This is a genomic window from Streptomyces sp. NPDC020731 (genome assembly GCF_044334705.1).
In the GTDB taxonomy this organism is placed as follows: Bacteria; Actinomycetota; Actinomycetes; order Streptomycetales; family Streptomycetaceae; genus Streptomyces.
The window spans coordinates 119,206-144,629 of sequence record NZ_JBIRTN010000001.1 but is presented as its reverse complement, the minus strand read 5'-3'; the positions used below and the strand labels follow the sequence as shown (position 1 = coordinate 144,629).

General features: G+C 73.1%; 20 protein-coding genes. 4 read left to right on the top strand and 16 right to left on the bottom strand.

Annotation, left to right across the window (positions count from 1 at the left end):
- Nucleotides 1-7 precede the first annotated feature (7 nt).
- The 4 genes from ACH4VX_RS00630 to ACH4VX_RS00615 all read right to left on the bottom strand — a co-directional run bounded on the left by ACH4VX_RS00630 (nt 8) and on the right by ACH4VX_RS00615 (nt 5,088).
- Nucleotides 8-1,078: a PhoH family protein gene (locus ACH4VX_RS00630; protein WP_398364672.1), complete on the bottom strand. Its 1,071-nt coding sequence runs from the start codon at nt 1,076-1,078 to the stop codon at nt 8-10.
- Between the two features lie 514 nt (nt 1,079-1,592).
- On the bottom strand, nt 1,593-2,717 hold the full coding sequence (locus ACH4VX_RS00625; protein ID WP_398364671.1) for a carbohydrate kinase family protein: 1,125 nt from the start codon (nt 2,715-2,717) through the stop codon (nt 1,593-1,595).
- A 92-nt stretch (nt 2,718-2,809) separates the two neighbouring features.
- The gene (locus tag ACH4VX_RS00620) at nt 2,810-4,117 is read right to left on the bottom strand and encodes a glucarate dehydratase family protein (RefSeq protein ID WP_398364669.1); all 1,308 of its coding nucleotides are present in this window, start codon (nt 4,115-4,117) and stop codon (nt 2,810-2,812) included.
- Complete coding sequence (locus tag ACH4VX_RS00615; RefSeq protein ID WP_398365384.1) at nt 4,114-5,088, bottom strand: 5-dehydro-4-deoxyglucarate dehydratase; 975 nt, start codon at nt 5,086-5,088, stop codon at nt 4,114-4,116. Before ACH4VX_RS00615 ends, ACH4VX_RS00620 begins: the two co-directional genes overlap by 4 nt.
- Before the next feature lie 98 nt (nt 5,089-5,186).
- Here ACH4VX_RS00615 and ACH4VX_RS00610 point away from each other — a divergent pair, with 98 nt between their 5' ends.
- Together ACH4VX_RS00610 and ACH4VX_RS00605 are read left to right on the top strand one after the other, a co-directional pair.
- Nucleotides 5,187-5,969 carry an IclR family transcriptional regulator gene (locus tag ACH4VX_RS00610; RefSeq protein ID WP_398364668.1) on the top strand — a complete coding sequence of 261 codons (783 nt, stop codon included), beginning with the start codon at nt 5,187-5,189 and terminating at the stop codon, nt 5,967-5,969.
- Nucleotides 5,970-6,156: 187 nt separating this feature from the next.
- Nucleotides 6,157-7,485 (top strand): MFS transporter, encoded by a 1,329-nt coding sequence (locus tag ACH4VX_RS00605; RefSeq protein ID WP_398364666.1) that lies wholly within the window; start codon nt 6,157-6,159, stop codon nt 7,483-7,485.
- Between the two features lie 144 nt (nt 7,486-7,629).
- Here the strand turns inward: ACH4VX_RS00605 and ACH4VX_RS00600 are convergent, their stop codons facing one another.
- The 9 genes from ACH4VX_RS00600 to hrcA all read right to left on the bottom strand — a co-directional run bounded on the left by ACH4VX_RS00600 (nt 7,630) and on the right by hrcA (nt 18,116).
- Nucleotides 7,630-8,622 (bottom strand): adenosine deaminase, encoded by a 993-nt coding sequence (locus tag ACH4VX_RS00600; protein ID WP_398364664.1) that lies wholly within the window; start codon nt 8,620-8,622, stop codon nt 7,630-7,632.
- Between the two features lie 20 nt (nt 8,623-8,642).
- The gene (locus ACH4VX_RS00595; RefSeq protein WP_398364662.1) at nt 8,643-9,548 is read right to left on the bottom strand and encodes a ribonuclease Z; all 906 of its coding nucleotides are present in this window, start codon (nt 9,546-9,548) and stop codon (nt 8,643-8,645) included.
- A 6-nt stretch (nt 9,549-9,554) separates the two neighbouring features.
- Nucleotides 9,555-9,908 carry an HIT domain-containing protein gene (locus ACH4VX_RS00590; protein WP_398364660.1) on the bottom strand — a complete coding sequence of 118 codons (354 nt, stop codon included), beginning with the start codon at nt 9,906-9,908 and terminating at the stop codon, nt 9,555-9,557.
- A 93-nt stretch (nt 9,909-10,001) separates the two neighbouring features.
- Nucleotides 10,002-13,244: a S41 family peptidase gene (locus ACH4VX_RS00585; protein WP_398364658.1), complete on the bottom strand. Its 3,243-nt coding sequence runs from the start codon at nt 13,242-13,244 to the stop codon at nt 10,002-10,004.
- A 45-nt stretch (nt 13,245-13,289) separates the two neighbouring features.
- Nucleotides 13,290-13,832 (bottom strand): hypothetical protein, encoded by a 543-nt coding sequence (locus tag ACH4VX_RS00580; RefSeq protein WP_398364656.1) that lies wholly within the window; start codon nt 13,830-13,832, stop codon nt 13,290-13,292.
- An 82-nt stretch (nt 13,833-13,914) separates the two neighbouring features.
- Complete coding sequence (locus ACH4VX_RS00575; protein WP_398364654.1) at nt 13,915-14,655, bottom strand: 16S rRNA (uracil(1498)-N(3))-methyltransferase; 741 nt, start codon at nt 14,653-14,655, stop codon at nt 13,915-13,917.
- The gene (locus tag ACH4VX_RS00570) at nt 14,652-15,725 is read right to left on the bottom strand and encodes a nitronate monooxygenase (protein ID WP_398364652.1); all 1,074 of its coding nucleotides are present in this window, start codon (nt 15,723-15,725) and stop codon (nt 14,652-14,654) included. Before ACH4VX_RS00570 ends, ACH4VX_RS00575 begins: the two co-directional genes overlap by 4 nt.
- Before the next feature lie 238 nt (nt 15,726-15,963).
- Nucleotides 15,964-17,100, bottom strand: coding sequence for a molecular chaperone DnaJ (gene dnaJ / locus ACH4VX_RS00565; protein WP_398364650.1), 1,137 nt, complete (start codon nt 17,098-17,100; stop codon nt 15,964-15,966).
- The gene (gene hrcA, locus ACH4VX_RS00560; protein ID WP_398364648.1) at nt 17,100-18,116 is read right to left on the bottom strand and encodes a heat-inducible transcriptional repressor HrcA; all 1,017 of its coding nucleotides are present in this window, start codon (nt 18,114-18,116) and stop codon (nt 17,100-17,102) included. Before hrcA ends, dnaJ begins: the two co-directional genes overlap by 1 nt.
- Nucleotides 18,117-18,280: 164 nt before the next feature.
- Between hrcA and ACH4VX_RS00555 the strand changes: the two genes are divergently transcribed.
- Together ACH4VX_RS00555 and ACH4VX_RS00550 are read left to right on the top strand one after the other, a co-directional pair.
- Nucleotides 18,281-19,015, top strand: coding sequence for an MBL fold metallo-hydrolase (locus ACH4VX_RS00555; RefSeq protein WP_398364647.1), 735 nt, complete (start codon nt 18,281-18,283; stop codon nt 19,013-19,015).
- Between the two features lie 34 nt (nt 19,016-19,049).
- Nucleotides 19,050-19,856, top strand: coding sequence for a DUF3097 domain-containing protein (locus ACH4VX_RS00550; RefSeq protein ID WP_398364645.1), 807 nt, complete (start codon nt 19,050-19,052; stop codon nt 19,854-19,856).
- A 125-nt stretch (nt 19,857-19,981) separates the two neighbouring features.
- Here ACH4VX_RS00550 and hemW read toward each other — a convergent pair whose 3' ends face one another.
- The 3 genes from hemW to ACH4VX_RS00535 all read right to left on the bottom strand — a co-directional run bounded on the left by hemW (nt 19,982) and on the right by ACH4VX_RS00535 (nt 25,420).
- Nucleotides 19,982-21,214, bottom strand: coding sequence for a radical SAM family heme chaperone HemW (hemW, locus tag ACH4VX_RS00545; protein WP_398364643.1), 1,233 nt, complete (start codon nt 21,212-21,214; stop codon nt 19,982-19,984).
- A gap of 27 nt (nt 21,215-21,241) precedes the next feature.
- Entirely contained in the window at nt 21,242-23,299 is a 2,058-nt protein-coding gene (locus ACH4VX_RS00540; protein WP_398364641.1) for a SpoIIE family protein phosphatase, read from the bottom strand.
- 246 nt (nt 23,300-23,545) lie between these two features.
- Complete coding sequence (locus tag ACH4VX_RS00535; protein ID WP_398364639.1) at nt 23,546-25,420, bottom strand: AMP-dependent synthetase/ligase; 1,875 nt, start codon at nt 25,418-25,420, stop codon at nt 23,546-23,548.
- Nucleotides 25,421-25,424 lie beyond the last annotated feature (4 nt).

Sequence of the window (25,424 nt, the reverse complement as noted above, 5' to 3'; positions counted from 1 at the left end):
GCTCGGTCTACTTCCCCTTGTGCCCGGACCGGCCCCGGCCGCCCTTGTGCGTGCCGTTCTCGGTGCCGTGCGTGCTGTCGTACTGCTCGTACGCGTCGACGATACGGCCCACCAGCTTGTGCCGGACGACGTCCTGGGACGACAGCCGGGAGAAGTGGACGTCGTCCAGGCCCTCCAGGATGTCCTGCACCTGCCGCAGGCCGGACTTGGTGCCGCTCGGCAGGTCGACCTGCGTGACGTCACCCGTGATCACTATCTTCGAGTCGAAGCCGAGGCGGGTGAGGAACATCTTCATCTGTTCGGGGCTGGTGTTCTGGGCCTCGTCCAGGATGATGAAAGCATCATTGAGAGTACGGCCTCGCATGTAGGCCAGCGGCGCGACCTCGATGGTTCCCGCCGCCATCAGCCGGGGGATCGAGTCCGGGTCGAGCATGTCGTGCAGCGCGTCGTACAGCGGGCGCAGATACGGGTCGATCTTCTCGTAGAGCGTGCCCGGGAGGAATCCGAGCCGCTCTCCGGCCTCGACCGCCGGGCGGGTGAGGATGATGCGGTTGACCTGCTTGGACTGCAGGGCCTGCACCGCCTTGGCCATGGCGAGGTACGTCTTGCCGGTGCCCGCCGGGCCGATGCCGAAGACGATGGTGTGCTTGTCGATCGCGTCGACGTAGCGCTTCTGGTTGAGCGTCTTGGGGCGGATCGTGCGGCCGCGCGAGGACAGGATGTTCTGCGTGAGCACCTGGGCCGGGGTCTCCTGGCCGTCGCTCTCCCCGTTCTCGCTCGCCTTGAGCATGGCGATCGAGCGTTCCACTGCGTCCTCCGTCATCGGCTGCCCGGTGCGGAGCACCAGCATCATCTCGTCGAACACGCGCGAAATGAGGGCGACCTCGCCTGGGTCGCCGACCGCGCTGATCTCATTGCCCCGGACGTGGATGTCGGCCCCCGGGAAGGCCTTCTCGATCACGCGCAGGAGGGAGTCCCCGGAACCCAGCACGGTCACCATGGGGTGCTGGGCGGGGACGGTGAACTGCACTCTCGCCTGCCCCTGCGCGGGGGTGTGAGCTGTGGGTGTCTGAGTCATGGGCCGGCTCTGAAGGCCTGCGGATCCTCCTCGTCACGGCCGCCCGGCGGAGGGCGGCCTCGCGACTCCCAGGGTACGACGCAGGGGTGACAAGTCCGTAGGACTTTTACGGGACCTCTCGACCAGCCGGGTCGGGACCGTGTCCCGGGCCCGTGGCCCGCATCCCGGCCCGCCGGGTCGGGACCGTGTCCCAGGCCCGCATCCCCACCCCACCGAGCCCGCGCGACGCCGGACCCAGACCCGCGCCCCAACCCCACCGGGCCGGGGCGCCTGAGGCCGTGGCCCGCTTTTCAGCCCCACCGAGCCCGCGCGACGCCGGACCCAGACCCGCACCCCAGCCCCCACCGGGTCGGGGCGCCTGAGGCCGTGGCCCGCTTTTCAGCTCACCGAGTCGGGTGGCGGGTGGGCACGGGCCGGGGGTCCAGGGGGCGGGAGCCCTCTGGCGGGGGTGCAGGGGCGGAGCCCTCGACACGGGGGTGTGGCAGGGGGCGCCCTCGTGCAGCGGGCCCCCGTTTCAAGCCGACCGGCGGAAGCCGATGGTCGGCACCGCCCGCCGCAGCGGCCACGGCCGCACCAGCTCCCCCGAAACCAGCCCCGTCAGGAACTCGTACCGCCGCAGCGCCGAGGGGTCCTGCCCCTCGACCGACCGCACCCGGCGCCACCACGCCCCGATCTCCGTCCACCCCGGCGCCGACAGCGATCCCCCGAACTCCTGCACGGACAGCGCCGCCGTGAGCCCCGCGAAGGCGAGCCGGTCGGCCAGCGGCCACCCCGCCAGCGTCCCCGTGACGAACCCGGCGACGAAGACGTCCCCCGCCCCGGTCGGATCGAGCGCCTCCACCTCGATCGCCGGCACCGACGCGGTCTCCCCCGTACGCCGGTCCACCGCGTACGCGCCCTCCGCCCCGAGGGTGACCACGGCGACCGGCACATGCTCGGTGAGGGCGTGCGCGGCCGCGCGCGGGCAGTCCGTGCCGGTGTACCGCATGGCCTCCGCCGCGTTCGGCAGGAACGCCTCGCAGTGCCGCAGGTCGGGCAGTGCGGCCAGGTCCCACGCCCCGGTGTCGTCCCAGCCGACGTCACCGAAGATCCGGGCCCCCTCGCGCGCGGCCTGCGCGATCCAGGAAGCGCTGCGGCCGGGTGTGAGGGAGGCGATGGCGGCACGCGCGCGGGGCGGGCAGTGGGGAGCCGGTTCCTCGGGGGGAGGTTCGTGGCCGTGGGAGACCATCGTGCGCTCGCCGTCGTAGGCCATGGAGACGGTGACCGGTGAGTGCCAGCCGGGCACGGTGCGCGACGGGGAGAGGTCGATGCTTTCGCCCTGCTCCAGCGTGTCCCAGCAGTACTCGCCGTAGTGGTCGTCGCCGAAGGCCGCCGCGAGGGAGGTGCGCAGGCCGAGGCGGGCCAGGGCGGTGGCCATGTTGGCGACGCCGCCGGGGCTCGACCCCATCCCGCGTGCCCAGGACTCGGTCCCGCGCACCGGGGCGGAGCCGAGGCCGGTGAAGACGATGTCGAGGAAGACGGTGCCGGTGAGGTAGACGTCCCAGGGCGGGTCGTCCGGTGTGCGCAGGGCGGCGAGGGGATCGACCTGGGACGAGCAGGGCGGTCCCTCGATGCGTGCCTTCCTGGTGGACGCCGTCACGGTGCGCTCCCTGACATGGTGCGGTTCAGGCCAGTGTGCACCACGCCACCGACAAGGTGACGGCCGTCACCCCATGTCGCCTCCCGGGGAGGTCACCAGCGCGGCACGGCGGGTGTGGTCCAGTCCGGGTCGGCGACGCGCATGGCCGCCGCGTCGTCGCGGTCCCGCAGGGAGCCGTCGTCGTCGAGCCACCGCCGGTGGAGGGCCGCCAGCCGGTCGCGGTCGAGCTCGACGCCGAGGCCGGGAGCGTCGGAGACCTTCAGGGTGCCGTTCTCGAAGGTGAGGCGTTCGGTGAGGACGTCCTCCGACTGCCAGGGGTAGTGGGAGTCGCAGGCGTGGTGCAGGTTGGGCACGGTGGCCGCCACGTGGGTCATCGCGGCGAGGCTGATGCCCAGGTGGGTGTTGGAGTGCATGGAGACGCCGACGCCGAAGGTGCGGCAGACGGCGGCGAGCTGCTGGGTGTTGCGCAGTCCGCCCCAGTAGTGGTGGTCGGAGAGGACGACCTGGACGGCGTCCCGCGTGAAGGCCTCCTTGATCTCGGCGAACGTCGTCACGCACATGTTGGTGGCGAGCGGCACCCCGGTGCGGGCGGCGACCTCGGCCATGGCGGGGGTGCCGAGCGCGGGGTCCTCCAGGTACTCGAGGACGTCCCCGAGTTCCTCGGCCACCTTCAGCGAGGTCTCCACGGACCAGGCACCGTTGGGGTCGAGGCGCAGGGGGTGTCCGGGGAACGCGGCGGCGAGGGCGCGTACGGCCGCGATCTCCTCGTCGGGCGGGAAGACGCCGCCCTTGAGCTTGAAGGAGGTGAAGCCGTACCGCTCGGTGAAGATCCGGGCCTGTTCGACGACTCCGGCCGGGTCGACGGCGGCGCCCCAGTCGTCCTTCTCGGCGGGGACGCCCTCCGGGTGGCCGGCCCACTTGTAGAAGAGGTACGCGCTGTACTCGACGGTGTCGCGCACCTTGCCGCCGAGCAGGGTGTGCACGGGCAGGCCGAGGCTCTTGCCGAGGGCGTCGAGGCAGGCGACCTCGAGGGCGGAGAGCACGGACAGGCGCAGCTTGTCGGCGGTCTGCACGCCGCGCAGCCCGCCGACGTCGACCTTGCCGGAGACCTGGGAGGCGTCGACGGCCACTTCGTCGGCCTCGGTGAACAGCCTGTTCAGGTCGCCGACCCGGTGACCGACGAGGCGGTCCGCGAGGGGCCCCGCCAGATCCAGGTACTTGGTGTCGCCGTAGGTCTCGCCGAGGCCGGTGGTGCCGTCGGCGGTGACCACCTCGACGATCAGACGGGGGGTGTAGGGCTGGTGGACGCCCTGGGTGTTGAGCAGGGGCGGGTCGGCGACGAGGATCGGCGTCAGCCGGACCTCGGTGACGGTCAGGTCGCGGGAGGTCGGCGTGGTCACAGGGCGGCTCCTACGAGGTCGAGTCCGGTGGTGAGCAGGGTCCGGAGGTCGGCGAGGTCGCCGGGCGCGGGGTCGGTGAGGGGGGCGCGCACGGGGCCCACGGGGCGTCCGCGCAGCCGGGCCGCCGCCTTCACCAGCGACACCGCGTATCCGGGGACGCGGTCGCGCAGTTCGACGAACGGCACGTAGAAGTCGCGCAGCAGCTTGTCGACGGTGCCGTGGTCGCCGTCGCGCAGCGCGGTGAAGCAGGCGTTCGCGATCTCGGGGGCGAAGGCGTGGACGGCGGAGGAGTAGGCGGGGACGCCGACGGTGGCGTAGGCGCGGGCCTGGATCTCGGCGGTGGCGGCGCCGTTGAAGAAGAGGAAGCCCTCGGGGGCGGCGAGGGTGAGGCGCTGCAGCCGGTCGAGGTCGCTGTGGCCGTCCTTGAGGCCGATGACGTTCGGCAGGGTGGCGATCCGCTTGAGCGAGCCGGGGGTGTAGGCGACCTGGCCGCGCTGGTAGGTGATCAGCGGCAGCCGGGTGCGGGCGGAGACCGCCGCCAGCTGGGCGACGAGGCCGTCCTGCGGGGCGGCGACGAGGTAGTGCGGCAGGACGAGGAGGGCGTCGGCGCCGGCGTCCTCGGCGATGCGCGCGAAGCGGGTGGCCTGCGCCCAGCCGTAGCCGATGCCGGCGACGACCGGTACCCGGCCCGCGCTCTCCTCGACGGTGATGGTGACGACCTGCCGGTACTCGTCCTCGTCCAGGGAGAAGAACTCGCCGGTGCCGCAGGCGGGGAAGACGGCGCCGGGGGCGGTGGCGATCCGTTCGGCGACATGGGCGCGGAAGCCGTCCGGGTGGAGGGAGCCGTCCTCGTGGAAGGCGGTGAGCGGGAAGGACAGCACTCCGTTCGCCATTCCGTCCTTCAGGCGTCTTGCCACGGCGGCCGTACCGCTCGGGTCCGTATCGGGACTCACCCTCACCCATCTCCCCATGTAGACGTTATCCATGTATGAAAATGAAGGTTAAGTAGGGGAACGAGAGCCGTCAATGGCCCGGCCCGTACCTCCTCCCGCCGGACTACGATCGGCGCATGTCGGAGACAGGGGGCGTGCGCGAGGTCAAGTCCGCCGCGCGCACGATGGAGGTACTGGAACTGCTCGCCGCGCGCGGTGACCGTCCGGCGCGCCTCCAGGAGCTGGCGGACGCGCTGAAGGTGCCGCGCAGCTCGATGTACGCGCTGCTGCAGACCCTGATCGCGCGCGGCTGGGTCCGCACCGACGTCACCGGCTCGCTGTACGGCATCGGCATCCGCGCCCTGCTCACCGGCACCAGCTACCTCGACTCGGACCCGCGCGTGCGGGCCGTACGCCCGTATCTGGACGAGGCGTCCGACGCGCTGGGCGAGACGATCCACATGGGACGGCTGGACGGCCACGACGTGGCGTACCTGGCGACGCGCGAGTCGCACGAGTACCTGCGGACGATCAGCAGGGTGGGGCGGCGGCTGCCGGCGCACGTGGGCGCGCTCGGCAAGGCGCTGCTGGCGGAGCGGCCGGACGAGGAACTGCCCGAGGGCCCGTACGAGGCGGCCACGCCGAACACGCACACCTCGCGGGAGTCACTGGCCGCCGACCTGGCCGGGGTGCGGGAGCGCGGTTACTCCGTGGACCGTGAGGAGGGCGTGCCCGGGATCATCGGCTTCGGGTTCGCCCTGCGGTACGGCTCCCCCGCGCAGGACGCCATCAGCTGCTCGGTGCCGGTGGCCCGGCTGACGCCGGAGCGGGAGGAGCGGATCGTCGCCGTGATGCGGGAGATCCGGACGAAGGTGGAGACGACGGTTCCCGCAGGTGGCGGAGCCATTCACTGGCGGTAGCGGACGCCTTTACCCGGCCTTCCGGGACTTCAAACGCAAGGGTGATTCAGATCACACCCTGGGCACTCCCGTCGCCCTCCCCTCGCTTGATACAAATTGCCCGCGCGTTCCTGTCCGTCGACGGTCGTCGCCCCCTCCCTCCCCCACGGTCTCCGCACCGTCCCTTCCGCACGCCCCGGGAACGCCCGTGTTCGCCCCCCGCACCACCCCCTGGCCCCTCGTCGCCCTTTTCACGGCCGGGTACCTCGCCCCGTACCTGCTGCCGACCACCGTCGGCCGGCTGGAACGCGGGCTCGGTCTCTCCGCCACCCAGGCGGGAGCCGTCGGCAGCGCGCTGCTGCTGAGCTCCGCGACCGCCGGGTTCCTGCTGGCCTCGCGCGTGGAGCGGGTCGGGGCACGGACCCTGGCCCGGCTGGGCCTGCTGCTGGCCGCCGTCGGCTACGGCGGGGCCGCCCTCACCACCGCCGTACCGGCCGTCGTCGCCGGCGCGGTGATCGGCGGGTTCGGCTCGGGTACGGCCACGACGGTCGCCGCCACCCGGATCGCCGCGGAACGCGACCCGCACCGGGCGTCCGCCCTCGGGCTGCTCAGCGTCTCCGCGCTCGCGGGGGTGGTGTACCTGACGGTGCCGCGCCTGCCGGGACACGGGCTCACCCTGGCCGCCATCGCCCTGACCGCGCTCGCCGTGTGGCCGCTGACGTCCCGGCTGCCGGCCGGCACGCCCGGTCCGCGCCGTACCGGATCCGACGACACCGCCCGCCTGCCGCACCGGCGTTCGGGCATGGTCCTCGCCGGCACCATGCTGCTGTGGTCACTCGCCCAGAACGCGCTGTGGGGCGTGAGCGGACGCATCGGGGTCGGCCAGGCGCACCTCTCCGAGCCGACCGTGGGGGTCGTCTTCGCGGTGGCGCTGGGCGCCGGGCTGCTGGGCGTCCTGGGCGCGGGCGCGCTGGGGCCGCGGCTGGGGCGGGCGCTGCCCATCGGCGGCGGCACGGTCCTCATCGCCGGCTGCATCGCGCTCAGCGCCTCCGCGACCGGTCTGGGCAGCTTCGCCGCCGGTGAGATCGCTTGGAACACGATCTACCCGGTCGTCCTGTCGTACCTGATCGGGCTGGCGGCCTCGCTGGATCCGCGGGGGCGGTGGGCCGTGCTGGTCGGCTCGGCGTCGTCGCTGGGCACGGCCGCGGGGCCGCTGACCGGCAGCGTGCTGTCCGCGCAGGCCGGTTTCCCGGTGATGGGCGTGGTGCTCGGCACCGGTCTGCTGCTGGTAGCGCTGCCGATGACCGCCGTCGCCCTGCACACCGGCGGGCGCCCGCTGCTGCCGGGCGCGGTCCGCCGCCGCGGCGGTCACCCGGCGGCCGTGGTCGCCGCGGCCACGGGCACTCCGACGGGCGCGGTCCCCGAGGTCGGCGCCCCGGAACAGCCGGTGGTGGAGATCCCCCTGGACGGCACCCCGGCCCCGACCCGGGGCACCTACGACACGGCGGCGGCGACGCGGGCGCCCGGCGGCCACTGAACCACCGCGTCACCGCGGGCAGTCGTGCCGCTGGGGCGGCACGGGTGGGCCGGGGGCACCCCCTCCGGGGGAGGCACCCGGCGAGCGCCGGCAGGCGAAACCCGCCCCCGCCCGGCCGAAGCCCCGGCCCGCCGCTCATGGCGGTCAGCCGAAGTCGTACGCCTCCACCTCGGCGAGGCAGCGCGCCCGCCGCTCCTCGTCGTCCTCCAGGAAGGAGGCGAGGAAGGAGTTACGGGCCAGCTCACGCAACCGCTCCGGGCCGAGCCCCAGAGCCTCACGCACCGCGTCGAAGTTGTCCCCGGCGTAGCCACCGAAGTACGCCGGGTCGTCGGAGTTGACCGTGCACATCAGACCGGCGTCGAGCATCGCGGGCAGCGGATGACCGGCAAGGGTGTCGACCGTACGCAGCCGCACGTTCGACAGCGGGCACAGCGTCAGCGGCACGCGCTCCCGCACCAGCCGCTCCACCAGCGCCGGGTCCTCCACACAGCGCAGCCCGTGGTCGACCCGTTCCACGCCGAGGACGTCCAGCGCCTCGGTGATGTACTCCGGCGGCCCCTCCTCACCGGCGTGCGCCACGCGCCGCAGCCCCAGCGCGGCGGCGGCCTCGTACACCTCACGGAACTTCACCGGCGGATGCCCGACCTCCGCCGAGTCGAGCCCGACGCCAATGATCCGGTCCAGATACGGCTTCGCGGCGTCCAGGGTGGCCAGCGCCGACCCGGCGGACCCGTCCCGCAGGAAGCACATGATCAGCCGGGTGGAGACGCCGTGCGTCTCCTCGCTCCTGCCCAGCGCCCGCCACAGCCCCTCGACCACCGTGCCCATGTCGACACCGCGCGCGATGTGCGCCTGCGGATCGAAGAAGATCTCCGCGTGCCGCACGCCCTGCGCGGCGGCGCGGGCGAGGTAGGCGTCGGCGAGGTCCTCGAAGTCCCGCTCGGTGCGCAGCACGGCCATGAGCTCGTAGTACAGGTTCAGGAAGGACTGCAGGTCCTCGAAGCGGTACGCCTCGCGGAGCGCGTCGGTGTCGGCGTGGGGCAGCTCGACGCCGTTGCGCGCGGCAAGCGCGAAGGCCAGCTCGGGCTCAAGGGTCCCTTCGATATGAAGGTGCAGTTCGGCTTTCGGTATGGGCATCGAAATATCGTACGGCGGTTTCACCGACGCTTCGGAAGCGCCACCCGTTGCAGGTCACGTGCCACGGTCAGCTCACCCTCGTACCCGGCCGCCCGCGCCTGCCGCTCGAACTCCTCCGGGTCGGTGTAGCGCTGGCTGAAGTGGGTGAGGACGAGGTGCCGTACGCCCGCCTCCCGCGCCACCCGGGCCGCCTGCCCGGCGGTCAGGTGGCCGAAGTCGACGGCGAGTTCCTCGTCCTCGTCGAGGAACGTGGACTCGATGACCAGCATGTCGCAGCCCTCGGCGAGCGCGTGCACCCCGTCGCACAACCGGGTGTCCATCACGAACGCGAACCGCTGCCCGCGCCGCACCTCGCTGACCTCCTCCAGCGGGACCCCGCCGAGCGTGCCCTCGCGCTGGATGCGGCCGACGTCCGGGCCCTTGATGCCGTGCGCGGCCAGCCGGTCGGGGAGCATGCGCCGGCCGTCGGGTTCGACCAGCCGGTAGCCGTACGCCTCGACGGGGTGGGACAGCTTCCGCGCCTCCAGCGTGTAGCCGGGGGTACGGGCGAGGGGGCCGTCCGTGTCGACCGGGGCCTCGGTGAGGGCGACCGTCTCGCGGTAGGCGGTGGCGTACCGCAGGCGGTCGAAGAAGCGCTGCCCGGAGCGCGGGTAGTGGGCGGTGATCTCGTGCGGCACCTTGTCGAGGTTGACGCGCTGGATCACCCCGGCGAGGCCGAGGGAGTGGTCGCCGTGGAAGTGGGTGACGCAGATCCGGTTCAGGTCGTGGGCGGCGGCCCCGGCGCGCAGCATCTGGCGCTGAGTGCCCTCGCCGGGATCGAACAGGATGCCCTCGCCGTCCCAGCGCAGCAGGTAGCCGTTGTGGTTGCGGTGCCGGGTGGGGACCTGGCTGGCGGTGCCGAGGACCACCAGTTCACGTGCGGACAAGGCGGCTTATCCGGGGGGCCACTCGAGACCACGACCGCCCAGGACGTGGGCGTGCGCGTGCCAGACGGTCTGACCGGCGCCGGCGCCGGTGTTGAAGACGATCCGGTAGCTCTCCAGCTTTTCCTCGTCGGCGACGGCCCGCGTCTCCCGCAGCACGTCCGCGGCGAGCTCGGGCGCGGCGGCGGCGAGGGCGGCGGCGTCCCGGTGGTGCGCCTTCGGGATCACCAGCACATGGGTGGGCGCCTGGGGGTTTATGTCACGGAACGCGACGGTGGTCCCGGTCTCCCGCACGATCGTCGCGGGAATGCTCCCGTCGACGATCTTGCAGAACAAACAGTCGTCCTGAGGCTCCCCAGCCATGAACCCTCCTCAAGCCAGCTGATCACGTAGCCAGCATCGTACCCGCGGGCAGTGGTGCCACAGGGCCGCACGGGTGGGCCGGGGCGCCCCCGCTCAGGACAACACCGGCGGCACCTTCGCCGGCGTCGACTCCAGCGCCTCCAACGCCAGCCTCACCGCCTCGTCCAGCTGCGGATCCCGCCCCGCCGCGTGATCCTGCGGCCGCTGCACGACCTCCACATCGGGATCGACCCCGTGGTTCTCCACGTCCCACCCGTAACCCTCCAGCCAGAAGGCGTACTTGGGCTGGGTCACCAGCGTCCCGTCGACCAGCCGGTACCGGCTGTCGATCCCGATCACCCCACCCCACGTACGGGTACCGACCACCGGCCCGATCCCCAGCGCACGGATCGCCGCGTTCACGATGTCCCCGTCGGACCCGGAGAACTCGTTGGCGACGGCCACGACCGGACCCCGCGGTGCATCCCGCGGATAGCTCTCCGCCCGCATCCCGCGGGGCAGGTCCCACCCCACGATCCGCCGGGCCAGCTTCTCCACCACGAGCTGCGACGTGTGCCCGCCCCGGTTCTCCCGCACATCCACGATCAGCCCCTCCCGCAGCACCTCCACCCGCAGGTCGCGGTGGATCTGCGCCCACCCGGGCGCCTGCATGTCGGGAACATGGATGTACCCCAGCCGCCCACCGGACTTCTCCAGCACGTACGCCCGCCGGTCCGCGACCCACGCGTGGTACCGCAGCGGCTCCTCGTCGGCGAGCGGCACCACCACCGCGTGCCGCGGCTCGCCGCCCCCCGCCGGCGACACCGTCAGCTCCACCGGCTTCCCCGCCGTCCCCGCCAGCAGCGGCGCCGGCCCGGTCACCGTGTCGACCGGCTGCCCGGCGACGGCGACGATCGCGTCACCGGGCCGGACGGCGACACCGGGCGCGGCGAGCGGCGAGCGGGCGTCCGGGTCGGAGGTCTCCGCGGGCAGGATCCGGTCCACCCGCCAACCACCGTCCTCGTGGCGGGAGATGTCCGCACCGAGCAGCCCCTGCCGCGCGCCGTCGCCGTACCCGCCGCGCGGGACGACGTAGGCGTGCGAGGTGCCGAGCTCGCCGTGCACCTCCCACAGCAGGTCCACCAGGTCGTCGTGGGTGGCGAGCCGGTCGAGCACGGGCCGGTACCGGTCCAGGACCCCGTCCCAGTCCACTCCGCTCATGTCGGGACGCCAGAAGTTGTCCCGCATGATGCGGCCGTTCTCGTCGAACATCTGCCGCCACTCGGCGGCCGGATCGACGAACTGACGGACCCGGTCCAGGTCGACGGTGATGTTGGTGTCGCTGTCGTCGTCGCCGGAGGCGCGCCGGTCGCTGGGTACGACCTTCAGCCGCCCGTCCGTCCACAGCAGCACCCGCTTGCCGTCGCCGCTGACCTCGAAGTGGTCCGCGTCCACGGCCAGGTGCTCGACGCGCTGCTGGGCGAGGTCGTAGCGCTCCAGGTCGGTCTTGGGGTCGGGGTCGTCCGGGGTGGCCCTGGACGCGCCGAGCACACCGCGCACCGGGTGCCGCAGCCACAGCACACCGTCCTTGGCGGCCCGCAGGTTGGTGTAGCGGGCCGCCTCCACCGGGAACGGCACGATGCGGTCGGCGAGACCGTCGAGGTCGATGCGGGTGGTGGGGGTGCCCTCGCTGTCGGGGGTCTCGTCCCGGTCCGGTGTCTCGAAGGGCCGGCCGTGCCGCTGCGGGCCGAACGGCGACGGGGTGGTCGCCGCGAGGGTGATCAGGTACGGGCGTACGCCCTCGACGAAGGCCAGGTCGAAGACGTGCTCGTCGTAGACCGGGTCGAAGGAGCGGGTCGACAGGAACGCGAGGTGCCTGCCGTCGAGGGTGAAGGCGGGCGCGTAGTCCTGGAAGCGCAACGGGGTCGCCTCGGTGACCGACAGGTCGGTGGTGTGGGCGAGCTTGAGCTGGCTGAGCGGGCGCGGGCCGGGGTGGGACCAGGCGAGCCAGGAGGAGTCGGGTGAGAAGACCAGCCCGGAGACGTCGCCGTCCTCGCTGCGGTCGACCTCCCGGACCTCACCGGTCTCCCGCTCGACGAGGAGGACCCGGCCGTCGTGCGAGGCGACCGCGGCGCGGCCGCCGTCGGGGGCCATGGCGAGTTCCACGACGCGGCCCAGCCGTCCGGCGGCGATCCGGCGCGGAGTGGTGCCCGGGGCGAGTCCGGTGGCGGGGGCGAACTCCAGGGCGTCGTCGCCCTCGGCGTCGGTCACCCACACCACCCACTCCTCGCCGTCCGCGCGGAAGGTGCGGGGCCGCCGGGCCCGTACGCCCGGGGTCGCGGCGAGCGCGCGGGCGGGGCCGGCGCGGTGGGTGACCCAGTGGACGGTGCCGCGCACGCAGACGGCGCTGCCGCGCGCGGTGTGGTCGGGGGACGCGGAGCCGAACCAGCGGGCGGCGTTCACCGGGAACGGCTGGAGGTCGACGCGCTGCCCGCCGAGCCGGATGTCGAGGCGGCGCGGCCCGTCCCCGTCGAGGTCGTCCAGCAGCCACAGTTCACCGGCGGCGGAGTAGACGACCCGGGTGCCGTCGGTGGCGGCATGGCGGGCGTAGAAGCCCTCGAGCGGGGTGTGCCGGCGCAGGTCGGAGCCGTCGGCGAGGGAGGAGTACAGGGCGCCGATGCCCTCGTGGTCGGAGAGGAACGCGATCCTCCCCCGCTCTCGGTCTCGCTCGAGCGGGGGGACCCCCGTCCCCACCCACTGCGGGCACTCGATGTTCCCGTCGAGGTCCTCGTGCAGCCGTACGAACTCGCCGTCGCCCTCGCGGTCGATCCACAGCTTGCCCGCCGTACCGCCCCGGTAGCGCTTCCACCAGGCGGCCTCGCGGCCCATCGGTGCGGACAGCAGCACGGTGTGCGGGCCCTGGGCGACGTCGCCGACGGGGCCGTAGGGCAGGGTGGTGGCGGGGCCGCCGTCCAGGGGGACGGCGCGGGCCCAGGTGCGTCGCAGACTGGCCTGGCCGTGGGCGCTGGTCACCAGGACCCGGCCGTCCGCCGTCCAGCCGCGCGTCCGGGTGGTGGCGCTGCCCCAGTGGGTCAGGCGTTTGGCGGGGCCGCCGTCGACGGGCGCGATGTACACCTCGGGGGCGCCGTCACGGGTGGAGGTCCAGGCGACGGTGGTGCCGTCGGGCGAGATACGGGGCCGGGTCACCGGCACGTTGTCGGCACTGACCCGCCAGGCCCGGCCGCCGTCGAGCGGGGCGAGCCACACGTCGTCCTCGGCGGTGAAGGCGACCAACTCGCCGTGCAGATGCGGGAACCGGAGATAAGCGGCGGATGCGACCGATGCGGACTGTGTCACCCGGTCACCCTATGCAGGGCGGGCGGCCTTGGACAGAGGTTCCGATCACTTGCCCTCGACGGGGCGACACGACGGGTACTGCTCGCACCACACGGTCGTCGTGACGGTCACGGTGACGGTGGGGCCGGGGCCGCGGTGCGTGGGTTCGCCGACGCGCGGCGGGCTGGTGGAGTCGCAGTCGCCCAGGCCGTCGACCCGGAACACCTGCTTTCCGCCGACCTTCGCGGTGAGGTCCCCGCGTACGCAGGCGCCGTTGACGGCGTGGGTGACCTTTCCGGTGACGGTGATCTCCTTGCCGTCCTGGGTCTCACCCCGGCAGTCGACGGAGGCGACGGTGTCCTCGTCCGCGGACGGTGAGCGGCCCTTGTCGCCGAAGGACCCGGTGCAGCTGAGCCAGCGCACGTCGGCCTTCTGCCGGTTGAGTTCCTCGGTCACGGTCTCGTCGGTCGTGAACGCGACGGCCGCGGAGCTGAGTCCACCGCCCTCGCATGCGGTGACCCCGGCCACGGCGGCCACGGCGAAGCCGACGGCCGGCACGTGCCGCCGCCATGCGCGCGCCGCGCGCGGAATCCTGTTCAACGCCCCCATGAACGGCAGCCTGCCACCGTCACAGGCGGGGCGGTAGGGCGCATACGGCCACTTGCCTCGTCGCCCCGCGAAAACCCTCCGGTCAGGACCAGCGGCCCGTGCGGCCGAGCAGCAGCGCCGCCGCGGCCGTCCCGGCCGTGGACGTGCGCAGCACACTGCGGCCCAGCCGGTAGGCACGCGCGCCGGCCTCCTCGAAGAGCGCCAACTCCTCCGGAGACACTCCGCCTTCGGGCCCGACGACCAGCACGATGTCACCGGAGGCGGGGAGTTCGGCGGTCGCCAGGAATTCCGTACCGCTCTCGTGGAGCACGGCGGCGAACTCCGCTTCGGCGAGAAGTGACGCAACCTGCTTGCCCGTCGCCGCGTCCGCGACCCGCGGGAAACGCACCCGGCGGGACTGCTTGCCGGCCTCCCGGGCCGTCGCCCGCCACTTGGCGAGGGACTTCGCCCCCCGCTCGCCCTTCCACTGTGTGATGCAGCGCGCCGCCGCCCACGGCACGACCACGTCGACACCGACCTCGGTCATCGTCTCCACGGCCACCTCGCCCCGGTCCCCCTTGGGCAGGGCCTGGACGACGGTGAGCCGGGGGAACTCCTCGGGTTCCTCGGTGACGCGGCCGAGCCGCACGATCAGCCGCTCCTTGCCCTCGGTGCCGTCCACCTCGCCCTCGGCCCAGCGGCCGGCCCCGTCGGTGAGGACGACGCCCTCGCCGGCCCGCAGCCGCTTCACGGCGACGGCGTGCCGTCCCTCGGGGCCGTCGAGCACGTAGCGGCCGGTGCCGTCCGTGTCGAAGTGGTCGACGACGAACACCGGCGCGGTCATCGGGCGCCTCCCGTCGACAGCACCGTCCGGGCGGCGGCCAGTTCGGCGGCCAGTACCTCCACCAGCTGCCCGGCGGGCAGCTCGCGGGCCATCCGGTGGCCCTGCCCCGCCCACAGTGCCAGGCCCTGCGCGTCGCCGGCCTTGGCGGCGGCCTTGCGCAGGGGCGCGGTGAGGTGGTGGACGTCCGGGTAGGCGGCGGGCGCGTACGGGCCGTGCTCGCGCAGGAAGCGGTTGACCAGGGCGCGGGCCGGACGGCCGGAGAAGGCGCGGGACAGCTCGGTGCGGACGTACAGGGGGTTGGTGAGGGCCTGCTTGTGCAGGGCGTGCGCGCCGGACTCGTGGGCGGCGACGAAGGCCGTGCCCAGCTGGGCCGCTGCGGCACCGGCCGCGAGGACGGCGGCGATCTGGCCGCCGCGCATGATGCCGCCGGCGGCGACGACCGGGATACCGACCGATTCCCGGACCTGGGCGACGAGGGACAGCAGTCCGACGCCGGAGCCGTCCGTCTCCGGGACGTCGCGGTGGGTGCCCTGGTGGCCGCCGGCCTCCACGCCCTGCGCGATCACCGCGTCCGCGCCGGCCCGCTCCACGGCCCGGGCCTCCTCCACGGTCGTGGCGGTGACCAGCGTGAACGTACCGACGCGGCGCAGGGAGTCCAGGACCTCGCGGGCCGGCACGCCGAAGTGGAACGACACCACCGGCACCGGGTTGTCCAGCAGCACGGCGAGTTTGGCGTCGTAGCCGTCGTCGCGGCCGCTGTCGGGGTCGCCGAGCCGGGTCTCGTACCAGGAGGCCTCACCGGCCAGCTGGTGGGCGTAGACGCCGACGGCGGCCGGATCGGCCGTCTCCGGCTGCGGCAGGAAGAGGTTGACGCCGAAGGGCCGGGAGGTCAGTCCCCTCAGCTGCTTGATCTCCTGGTACATCCCGTCCGCGGTCTTGTACCCGGCGGCCAGGAAACCGAGTCCGCCCGCCTCGGACACGGCCGCGGCGAGCTGCGGCACGGCGACACCGCCCGCCATGGGTGCCTGCACGATCGGGTGCGGGCAGATATCGGTCAGTACGGAGGACATGACGGCATGTTGTCACGTCCTCCGACCGACTCCGAATCCACCCTTCCCCTTGGCATAAGCCACTTTTCGACGGAACGGCGGACCCGGCGACGGTGTCCCGCGAACGCGCGCGTCAACGCCCGTTGAACGCGTCCTTCAACCGGGAGAACAACCCTTGCCGACCGGGCCGACCGCACCCACCCGGGGGACGACCCCCGGGCCCCCGGCAGCAGACCACCACCCACCCGGCACCAGCCGGTCAACGCCCGTTGAACGCGTCCTTCAACCGGGAGAACAACCCTTGCTGACCGGGCTGGAACTGCCCCGTGGGGCGTTCCTCGCCACGGAGCTTGGCCAGTTCCCGGAGCAGGCGTTCCTGTTCGGGGTCGAGCTTGGTCGGGGTCTGGACCTCGACGTGGACGATGAGGTCGCCCCGGCCGCCGCCGCGCAGATGCGTGACGCCCCGGCCGTGCAGCGGGATCGACTGGCCGGACTGGGTGCCGGGCCGGATGTCGACCTCCTCCATGCCGTCCAGCGTCTCCAGCGGCACCTTGGTGCCCAGGCACGCCGCGGTCATCGGGATGGTGACCGTGCAGTGCAGGTCGTCGCCGCGCCGCTGGAAGGTGGAGTGCGGGAGCTCGTGGATCTCCACGTACAGGTCACCGGCGGGACCGCCACCGGGCCCGACCTCGCCCTCGCCGGCCAGCTGGATCCGGGTGCCGTTGTCGACACCGGCCGGGATCTTGACCGTGAGGGTGCGCCGGGAACGGATCCGGCCGTCGCCCGCGCACTCCGGGCACGGAGTGGGCACGACGGTGCCGAAGCCCTGGCACTGCGGGCAGGGCCGGGACGTCATGACCTGGCCCAGGAAGGACCGCGTGACCTGCGAGACCTCACCGCGGCCCCGGCACATGTCACAGGTCTGGGCGGTGGTGCCCGGGGCGGCGCCCTCGCCGCTGCACGTCGTGCAGACGACGGCCGTGTCGACCTGGATGTCCTTGGTCGTGCCGAAGGCGGCCTCGTCGAGCTCGACATCGATGCGGATCATCGCGTCCTGGCCCCGGCGGGTGCGCGAGCGCGGCCCGCGCTGCGACGCCGTACCGAAGAACGCGTCCATGATGTCGGAGAAGTTGCCGAAGCCACCGGCCCCGAAGCCGCCCGCGCCGGCGCCGCCGGCCTGCGAGAGGGGGTCGCCGCCGAGGTCGTAGACCTGCTTCTTCTGCGGGTCCGACAACACCTCGTAGGCGGCGTTGATCTCCTTGAACCGCTCCTGCGTCTTGGGATCAGGATTGACGTCCGGATGCAGCTCGCGGGCGAGCCGCCGGAAGGCCTTCTTGATCTCATCCTGCGACGCGTCGCGGCGTACGCCGAGTACGGCGTAGTAGTCCGTGGCCACTACGACTCCGCCAGGATCTGTCCGACGTACCGTGCCACTGCGCGTACCGCTCCCATCGTTCCCGGGTAGTCCATGCGGGTCGGTCCGACCACGCCGAGCTTGGCAACCGCCTCGCCGCCCGAACCGTAGCCCACCGACACGACGGACGTGGAGTTGAGTCCCTCATGGGCGTTCTCATGACCGATACGCACGGTCACGCCCGGATCCTTCGCCTCGCCAAGCAACTTGAGGAGCACGACCTGCTCCTCCAGCGCCTCCAGGACGGGCCGGATCACGAGGGGGAAGTCATGTCCGAAGCGGGTGAGATTGGCGGTACCGCCGATCATCAGCCGCTCCTCGTTCTCCTCGACGAGCGTCTCCAGGAGAGTGGAGAGCACCATCGAGACCGTACCGCGGTCGTCCGCCTCGAAGGCCTCGGCGAGGTCCTCCACCAGGCTCGGCACATCGGCGAACCGGCGGCCCGCGACCCGGCTGTTCAGACGGGCCCGCAGGTCCGCCAGGGACGACTCGCCGAACGGCGCCGGGCAGTCGACCATGCGCTGCTCGACCCGGCCGGTGTCCGTGATCAGCACCAGCATCAGCCGCGCGGGGGCGAGAGCCAGCAGTTCCACGTGCCGCACCGTCGAGCGGGTCAGCGACGGGTACTGCACGACGGCGACCTGCCGGGTCAGCTGCGCGAGCAGCCGTACGGTCCTGGCGACCACGTCGTCGAGGTCGACGGCGCCCTCGAGGAAGTTCTGGATGGCCCGCCGCTCGGGCGGGCTCATGGGCTTGACGCCGGCGAGCTTGTCGACGAACAGCCGGTAGCCCTTGTCGGTGGGGATGCGCCCGGCGCTGGTGTGCGGCTGGGCGATGAAGCCCTCGTCCTCCAGGGCCGCCATGTCGTTGCGCACGGTGGCCGGGGAGACGCCGAGGTTGTGCCGCTCGGTGAGGGCCTTGGAGCCGACGGGCTCCTCGGTGCCCACGTAGTCCTGGACGATGGCGCGCAGCACCTGGAGCCTGCGTTCACTGAGCATCGCGCACACCTCCAGAAGCCTTCCGCGCGGTAACGTCCCTGGCACTCTTCGCACGCGAGTGCCAAACTTCCCCGGCCCAGTGTACGGCCGGGGGGTACGCCCCGGGCAAGGCCGGTCCCCGCGCCCTCGCGCCGGGCGCTGTCGTCCCCCGATAGCGTCCCGGTATGACCGTGACTTGGGAAGAGTCGGGATGGGAGCAAGTGGCCGCCGGGGTGGGGCGGTGCCGGCTGCCGGGGTGGGACTGCACGGCAGGGCTCGTCGTGGGCGCGGACGGCGTACTGCTCGTCGACGCGGGTTCCGGTCTGGGCGAGGGCGCACGGTTGCGGACGGAGGCGCAGGCGCTCACCGGCCGCCGTGTGACGCATCTCGCGCTCACCCACCCCCACTTCGACCACATCCTCGGGGCGGCGGCGTTCGCGGGGGCGGAGGTGTTCGGCGCGGTGGGCATGGACACGGCGCTCGCGGGGCGCGGACGCGAGAAGCTGCGCGCGGACGCGGTGCGCCACGGGCTGGACGCGCGGGTGGCGGAGGAGGCCGTGGACGCGCTCCTCCCGCCGCGGCACGCGGTGCGCGGCGAGCGGACGCTCGACCTCGGCCCGGGCGGCGGCCGGCAGGTGCTGCTGGCGAACGTGGGCCCGGGGCACACCGCCCACGACCTCGCGGTACTGGTCCCCGGCGACCCGGAGGTGGTCTTCTGCGGCGACCTGGTCGAGGAGTCGGGCGAACCGCAGGCCGGCCCCGACGCCGTACCGTCCCGCTGGCCGGCCGCGCTGGACCGGCTCCTCGATCTGGGCGGCGAGGACGCGCGGTACGTCCCCGGTCACGGCGCGGTGGTGGACGCGGCGTTCGTACGGGCCCAGCGCGACGCCCTGGCGGCCCGTTTCGGCGTGTCGGACTGATCACCGCGGGCGGGATCCTCGTATCGTCATCAGAATGCGCCAGTACTCCGCCGACCTGACCCCTCCGTGGAAGAAACCGCAGCCGCCCGTTCCCGAGGTCGCGGCCGAGCCCGGCCTGGTGGTGGAGGAGCCCGGCACCGGCTTCTGCGGCGCGGTGATCCGCTGTGAGGCGGGCACGGTGACGCTGGAGGACCGCTTCGGGAAGCACCGGGTGTTCCCGCTGGAGCCGCGGGGCTTTCTGCTGGAGGGCCGCGTGGTGACGCTGGTGCGGCCGGCCGCCGGTCCGGTACGTCCCACCCGTACGGCATCCGGTTCGGTGGCCGTCCCCGGCGCGCGGGCGCGGGTCGCTCGCGCGGGGCGCATTTACGTCGAGGGGCGGCACGACGCGGAGCTGGTGGAGAAGGTGTGGGGCGACGATCTCCGCATCGAGGGCGTGGTCGTGGAGTACCTGGAGGGTGTCGACGACCTGCCGTCGATCGTGGCGGAGTTCGCGCCGGGTCCGGACGCGCGGCTGGGGGTCCTGGTGGACCACCTGGTCCCGGGCACGAAGGAGTGGCGCATCGCCGAGTCGGTCACGAGCGAGCACGCGCTGGTGGTGGGCCACCCGTACATCGACGTCTGGGAGGCGGTGAAGCCGGCGTCCGTGGGCATCGCCGGCTGGCCGCGGGTGCCGCGCGGCCAGGACTGGAAGACGGGGGTGTGCGCGGCGCTGGGGTGGCGGGTGGCGAACACGGGCGAGGCGTGGCAGCGGATCCTCGGCTCGGTGCGCTCGTACAAGGACCTCGAGCCCCAGCTCCTGGGCAGCGTGGAACGGCTCATCGATCACGTGACCGTGCCCTGAGCACCGGCCGGTCGTCGAAAGGGCGAGCCTGGTGGGCTGCTCTCCGCCGCTGCGGAGGTGGTCCGTCGATCAGCTCGTCCACGCGGCCGAGCAGCTGATCCTCCCCGCCGGAGCGGGGGCGCCCCTCAGTCCACCAGGTTCCGCACCACCGCGTCCGCCAGCAGCCGCCCGCGCAGGGTGAGGGCCGCGCGGCCCTCCTCGTACGGGCCCTGCTGGAGCAGCCCGTCCGTCAGGGCCCGCCGGGAAGCCGCCAGCCCTTCCGGCCGGAGGAGAGACAACGGAACGCCCTCCTCGAGCCGCAGCTCCAACAGCACCCGCTCCACCCGCCGGTCCTCGTCCGACAGCAGCTCGCGTCCCGCCCCCGGCGACCGCCCCGCCGCCAGCGCCGCCGCGTACGCGCCCGGGTGCTTGACGTTCCACCAGCGCACCCCGCCCACGTGCGAGTGGGCGCCGGGACCCGCGCCCCACCAGTCGGCACCGCGCCAGTAGAGCTCGTTGTGCAGGCAGCGGCCGGCTTCCGACGTGGCCCAGTTCGACACCTCGTACCAGTCGAAGCCCGCCGCGGACAGCATCTCCTCGGCGATCAGGTAGCGGTCCGCGTGGACGTCGTCGTCCGTCATCGGGACCTCGCCGCGGCGGATGCGGCGGGCCAGCTGCGTGCCCTCCTCGACGATCAGCGCGTACGCCGAGACGTGGTCAGGACCGGCGCCGACCGCCGCGTCCAGGGACGCCCGCCAGTCGTCGTCGGACTCCCCCGGCGTGCCGTAGATCAGGTCGAGGTTGACGTGCTCGAAGCCGGCCGCGCGGGCCTCGGCGACGCATGCCTCCGGGCGGCCGGGGGTGTGCGTGCGGTCCAGCACCTTCAGCACGTGCTGCCGGGCACTCTGCATCCCGAAGGAGATCCGGTTGAAGCCGCCCGCGCGGAGGGTCGCCAGGTAGGCCGGGTCCACCGACTCCGGGTTCGCCTCCGTGGTGACCTCGGCGTCCGGCGCCAGCCCGAACTCGTCGCGGATCGCACCCAGCATCCGTACGAGGTCGTCGGCGGCCAGCAGTGTCGGCGTACCGCCCCCGACGAAGACCGTACGGACCGGCCGCGGGTCGTCCCCCAGCACCTTCCGCGCCAGGCGGACCTCGTCGCTCAGGGTCTCGGCGTAGTTGTCGCGGGAGGCCAGCACGCCGCCGCTGCCGCGCAGCTCGGTCGCGGTGTACGTGTTGAAGTCGCAGTAGCCGCAGCGGGTCGCGCAGTACGGGACGTGCAGGTAGAACCCGAGAGGGCGGTCGGCGGCCCCGGCGAGCGCGGACGCGGGCAGCGCGCCGTCGGCGGGGACGGGCTCGCCGTCGGGGAGTGCGGAAGGCATGTGCTCCATTGTCCCGCACCGGCCGCGTCACTCCGCTTGGAGCACCAGCAGCGCGAGATCGTCGGCCGGTGGACGGGCCCCGAACTCGTGCACGAGCTGTGTGATCCGTTCCGCTATCAGCTCGGCGTCCATCCCCGCGCACCCCGACAGGGCCATGGCGAGCCCGTCCCCGTCGTCGAACTGGCGGGATCCGGAGCGCCGCTCGGTGACTCCGTCGGTGACGCAGAGCAGGGTGTCGCCGGAGTACATCTCGAAGGTCTCGCTGGCGTAGGTGGCGTCCTCGACGACCCCGAGCAGGGTCTGCGGCTGGGCGACGGCGCGGACCGAGCCGTCGGGGGCGAGCAGCAGGGGCAGGGGGTGTCCGGCGGAGGCGAGGGTGCAGCGGACGCCGCCCCGGAAGGGGACGAGTTCGCCGTAGAGGAGGGAGAGGAAACGGGTCTGCGGGCCGTCGCCGGGGGCGGTCGGGCGGGCCCCCGCCGCCACCAGCGCGCGGGCGGCGGCGTCGGCGGCCTCGGTGGCGTCGTCGAGGAGGAGCTGGTTGAGGCGGTCCAGGACGTCGGCGACGCGGTAGCCCTCGCGGGCGAGCAGCCGCAGCCAGGGGCGGGCCAGGCCGATGACGACGGCGGCCTCCGGTCCCTTGCCCTGGACGTCGCCGACGGCGAAGCACCAGCGGCCGTGGCCGGCGGGGAAGAGATCGTAGAAGTCGCCGCTGGGTCCGCCCTTGTCGCAGGGTTCGTAGACCAGGGCACTGCGCACGCCGGGGATCTCGGCGACGGCGCCGGGCAGCAGTCCGCGCTGGAGCACGGCGCTGATGGTGGCCTGGCGGGAGTACTGCCGGGCGGCCCCGATGGCGAGGGCGACGCGCCGGCCGAGGTCCTCGACAAGGCCGGTGATCTCGTCGGGGAAGCGGTCGATGCCGCCCCGGCCGATGACCAGTGTTCCCAGCGGGCGTCCGCCGGCGACGAGCCGGTAGGCGAGGGCGGTGCCGAGGGCCTGGTCGCCGGCGTCCGGGGGGTCGAGTGCTCCGTCCGGCCACGGATAGGGGACGGGGCCGTCCTGGAACGGGTCGCACGCGGGCGGCGGGTTCCGTTCCAGGGAGCGGCTCAGCTCCTCGATGTGGTTCTCGCCGGCGTGCCAGACACGGGCGAGGCGGGGTCCGCCGGCCCGGTTGCCCCCGCTCCAGCCGCCGCCGTGGCCGGTGGTCTCGTCCTCCAGCCACACCGCGCACCAGTCGGCCAGCCGCGGCACGATCAGCTGCCCGGTGAGGGAGGCGACCAGGTCCTCGTCGAGCTGCCCGGCGAGCAGGTCGGAGGCCTCGGCGAGGAAGGAGAGGGCGCCGCGCCCCAGCCAGGCCCCGTCCCGCCCGTGCCGGCGGGCGAGCCAGTCGTCGCCGTAGGAGCCGCCGCGCCAGGTGTCCCGGGCGGGTCCGGGCGTCTCCCGGTGGCCGGGCGGGCGTCGGGAGGCCGGCGGATCGAGTGCGTCCAGCGGATCGGGCGCGCCCTGTTCCGCCCGGGGCGGCTCCGGCGCGAGGATCTCCGCCACCCTCAGGTCGCGCGCCAGCGTGCGCTCCCCGGCGTACGCCTCGATCTGGTCGCCCGCCGCGCACCCCCCGGCGGCCAGTCGCGCCCACACCGTCTTCGTGCCCGGACGGTAGGTGATCCCCCAGGCCTCGGAGAGCGCGGCGACGAGGCGCAGGCCACGCCCGTACTCCGGGGTCTCGTACGCCGGTCCCTCCGGCTCGTTGCCGCGCGGCGCGCGGGAGGGGTGCCGGTCGGCGACCTCGACGACGAGCGCGCCGGTCGCCTCCTCCAGCCCGCACGTCAGCCGCACCTCGGTGCCGGCGTGCACGACGGCGTTGGTGACGAGTTCGCTGGCGATCAGCGTGGCGTCGTCGCCGACGCGGCCGGTGAGGTGGTCGACGCCGGGCAGGGCGAGTTCCGCCCACTCGGTGAACGCCTTGCGCAGCACGGCGCGTGCGGTGCCCGGCGCGAGGGGGCTCCCGGGCAGGGTCGCGTCCACCCACGCGCGCTCCCGCGCGCCGGAGACGCACGAGGCGGTCTCCCGTTGGGTCGGAATGGCCCTCATGGGCAGCTCCCCGGGCAGTTCGTACGAATAGAACCTCGATCGCTGCCGACAGGGTGACAGACCGGCGCCGCTCATGAGCGTCGAGTCACCGAAGTGAACCGCCAGGGGTGAGAACAGTGCTACGCGTGTGTTCAGGAACGAACAAAAAGTCGTTCTGTTCCGGTCGTCGTGAACAGCGTGAGCAGAGAGGCGAGGTCCCGCGCCGCACCGGCCCGGGACCTCGCCCCCGCAGTCACACCGTGATGGTCACGCCTCGCGCGCGCCCTCGTACATCTCCTCGATGAGGTGCTTGTACTCGCGCTCCACCACCGGGCGCTTCAGCTTCAGGCTCGGGGTGATCTCGCCGTGTTCGACGTCGAGGTCGCGCGGGAGGAGGCGGAACCTCTTGATGGTCTGCCAGCGCTGCAGGCCCTCGTTGAGCTGCTTGACGTAGCCGTCGACCATCTCGACCGTGACGGGCGCGGCGACGATCTCGGCGTACGGCTTGCCCTCCATGCCGTTCTCGGCCGCCCAGGCCGTGAGGGCGGCCTCGTCGAGGGCGATGAGGGCGGTGCAGTAGTTCCGGTCTGCGCCGTGGACGAGGATGTTGGAGACGTAGGGGCAGACCGCCTTGAACCGGCCCTCGACCTCGGCGGGCGCGATGTACTTGCCGCCGGAGGTCTTGATCAGGTCCTTCTTGCGGTCGGTGATGCGGAGGTAGCCGTCGGGCGAGAGTTCGCCGATGTCGCCGGTGTGGAACCAGCCGTCCTCCTCCAGGACCTCGGCGGTCTTCTCGGGCAGGTTGTGGTAGCCCTGCATGATGCCGGGGCCGCGCAGCAGGATCTCGCCGTCGTCGGCGATGCGCACCTCGGTGCCGGGCAGCGGCTTGCCGACGGTGCCGGTGCGGTAGGCCTCGCCCGGGTTGACGAAGGAGGCGGCGGAGGACTCGGTGAGGCCGTAGCCCTCCAGGATGTGGATGCCGGCGCCGGAGAAGAAGTAGCCGATCTCGGGGGCGAGGGCCGCGGAGCCGGAGACGCAGGCGCGGAGGTTGCCGCCGAAGGCCTCGCGGATCTTGGCGTAGACGAGCTTGTCGGCGATGTTGTGCCTCGCCGAGAGACCGAAGGGGGCGCTCGCGGTGCCGGTGCGGCGGAAGTTGTCCTGGGTGACCTTGGCGTACTCGCGGGCGACTCCTGCGGCCCACTGGAAGATCTTGTACTTGGCGCCTCCGCCGGCCTTAGCCTTGGTGGCCACGCCGTTGTAGACCTTCTCGAAGATGCGGGGCACGGCCGCCATGTAGGTCGGCCGGACCACCGGAAGGTTCTCGATGATCCTGTCGACACGGCCGTCGACGGCGGTGACGTGTCCGACCTCGATCTGACCGGAGGTGAGCACCTTGCCGAAGACGTGCGCGAGCGGCAGCCACAGGTACTGCACGTCCCCGCCGCTGACCAGCCCGGTCGCGGCGATCGCCTTCGCCATGTACGACCAGCAGTCGTGCGGCAGGCGTACGCCCTTGGGGCGGCCGGTGGTGCCGGAGGTGTAGATCAGGGTGGCGAGCTGGTCCTTGGTGATCGCGGCGACCCGTTCCTTGATCAGCTCCGGTTCCTCCTGGAGCCGGGCCGCGCCGAGGTTCTCCAGGTCGGTGAGGGTGATCACGAAGTCGTCGGTCTCGGCGCCGGCCGGGTCGACGACCACGACATGCGTGAGCTCGGGCAGCTCGGCGCGCTTCTCGACCGCCTTGGCCGCCTGCTCTGCGTTCTCCGCGATGAGCACCCGGCTCTGCGAGTCGGACAGGATGTAGGCGGACTCGTCGGCGTTGGTCTGCGGGTAGATCGTGGTGGTGGCGGCGCCGGCGCAGAGGATGCCGAGGTCGGCGAGGATCCACTCGACCCGGGTGGAGGAGGCGAGCGCGACCCGCTGCTCCGGCTGTACGCCCAGCTCGATCAGGCCGGCCGCGATGGCGTGGACCCGCTCGGCGGTGCCCGCCCAGGTGAGGGACTTCCAGTTGTCGGGGCCCTCGCCGGAGGCCGCCGGGACCGGGTAGCGGTAGGCCTCGGCGTCCGGTGTGGCCGCCACACGCTCCAGGAAGAGGGTCGCCACGCTCGGCGGACGGTTCTCGATCAGTTTCTGTGTGTCGCTCACGACG

What these genes read in the sequence shown, in the direction of transcription:
- ACH4VX_RS00630 (WP_398364672.1), bottom strand. Translation starts at nt 1,078, where the DNA reads ATGACTCAGACACCCACAGCTCACACCCCCGCGCAGGGGCAGGCGAGA.
- ACH4VX_RS00615 (WP_398365384.1), bottom strand. Translation starts at nt 5,088, where the DNA reads ATGGGGAGATGGGTGAGGGTGAGTCCCGATACGGACCCGAGCGGTACG.
- ACH4VX_RS00610 (WP_398364668.1), top strand. Translation starts at nt 5,187, where the DNA reads ATGTCGGAGACAGGGGGCGTGCGCGAGGTCAAGTCCGCCGCGCGCACG.
- ACH4VX_RS00600 (WP_398364664.1), bottom strand. Translation starts at nt 8,622, where the DNA reads ATGCCCATACCGAAAGCCGAACTGCACCTTCATATCGAAGGGACCCTT.
- ACH4VX_RS00590 (WP_398364660.1), bottom strand. Translation starts at nt 9,908, where the DNA reads ATGGCTGGGGAGCCTCAGGACGACTGTTTGTTCTGCAAGATCGTCGAC.
- ACH4VX_RS00580 (WP_398364656.1), bottom strand. Translation starts at nt 13,832, where the DNA reads ATGGGGGCGTTGAACAGGATTCCGCGCGCGGCGCGCGCATGGCGGCGG.
- ACH4VX_RS00575 (WP_398364654.1), bottom strand. Translation starts at nt 14,655, where the DNA reads ATGACCGCGCCGGTGTTCGTCGTCGACCACTTCGACACGGACGGCACC.
- ACH4VX_RS00570 (WP_398364652.1), bottom strand. Translation starts at nt 15,725, where the DNA reads ATGTCCTCCGTACTGACCGATATCTGCCCGCACCCGATCGTGCAGGCA.
- hrcA (WP_398364648.1), bottom strand. Translation starts at nt 18,116, where the DNA reads ATGCTCAGTGAACGCAGGCTCCAGGTGCTGCGCGCCATCGTCCAGGAC.
- ACH4VX_RS00555 (WP_398364647.1), top strand. Translation starts at nt 18,281, where the DNA reads ATGACCGTGACTTGGGAAGAGTCGGGATGGGAGCAAGTGGCCGCCGGG.
- ACH4VX_RS00550 (WP_398364645.1), top strand. Translation starts at nt 19,050, where the DNA reads ATGCGCCAGTACTCCGCCGACCTGACCCCTCCGTGGAAGAAACCGCAG.
- hemW (WP_398364643.1), bottom strand. Translation starts at nt 21,214, where the DNA reads ATGCCTTCCGCACTCCCCGACGGCGAGCCCGTCCCCGCCGACGGCGCG.
- ACH4VX_RS00540 (WP_398364641.1), bottom strand. Translation starts at nt 23,299, where the DNA reads ATGAGGGCCATTCCGACCCAACGGGAGACCGCCTCGTGCGTCTCCGGC.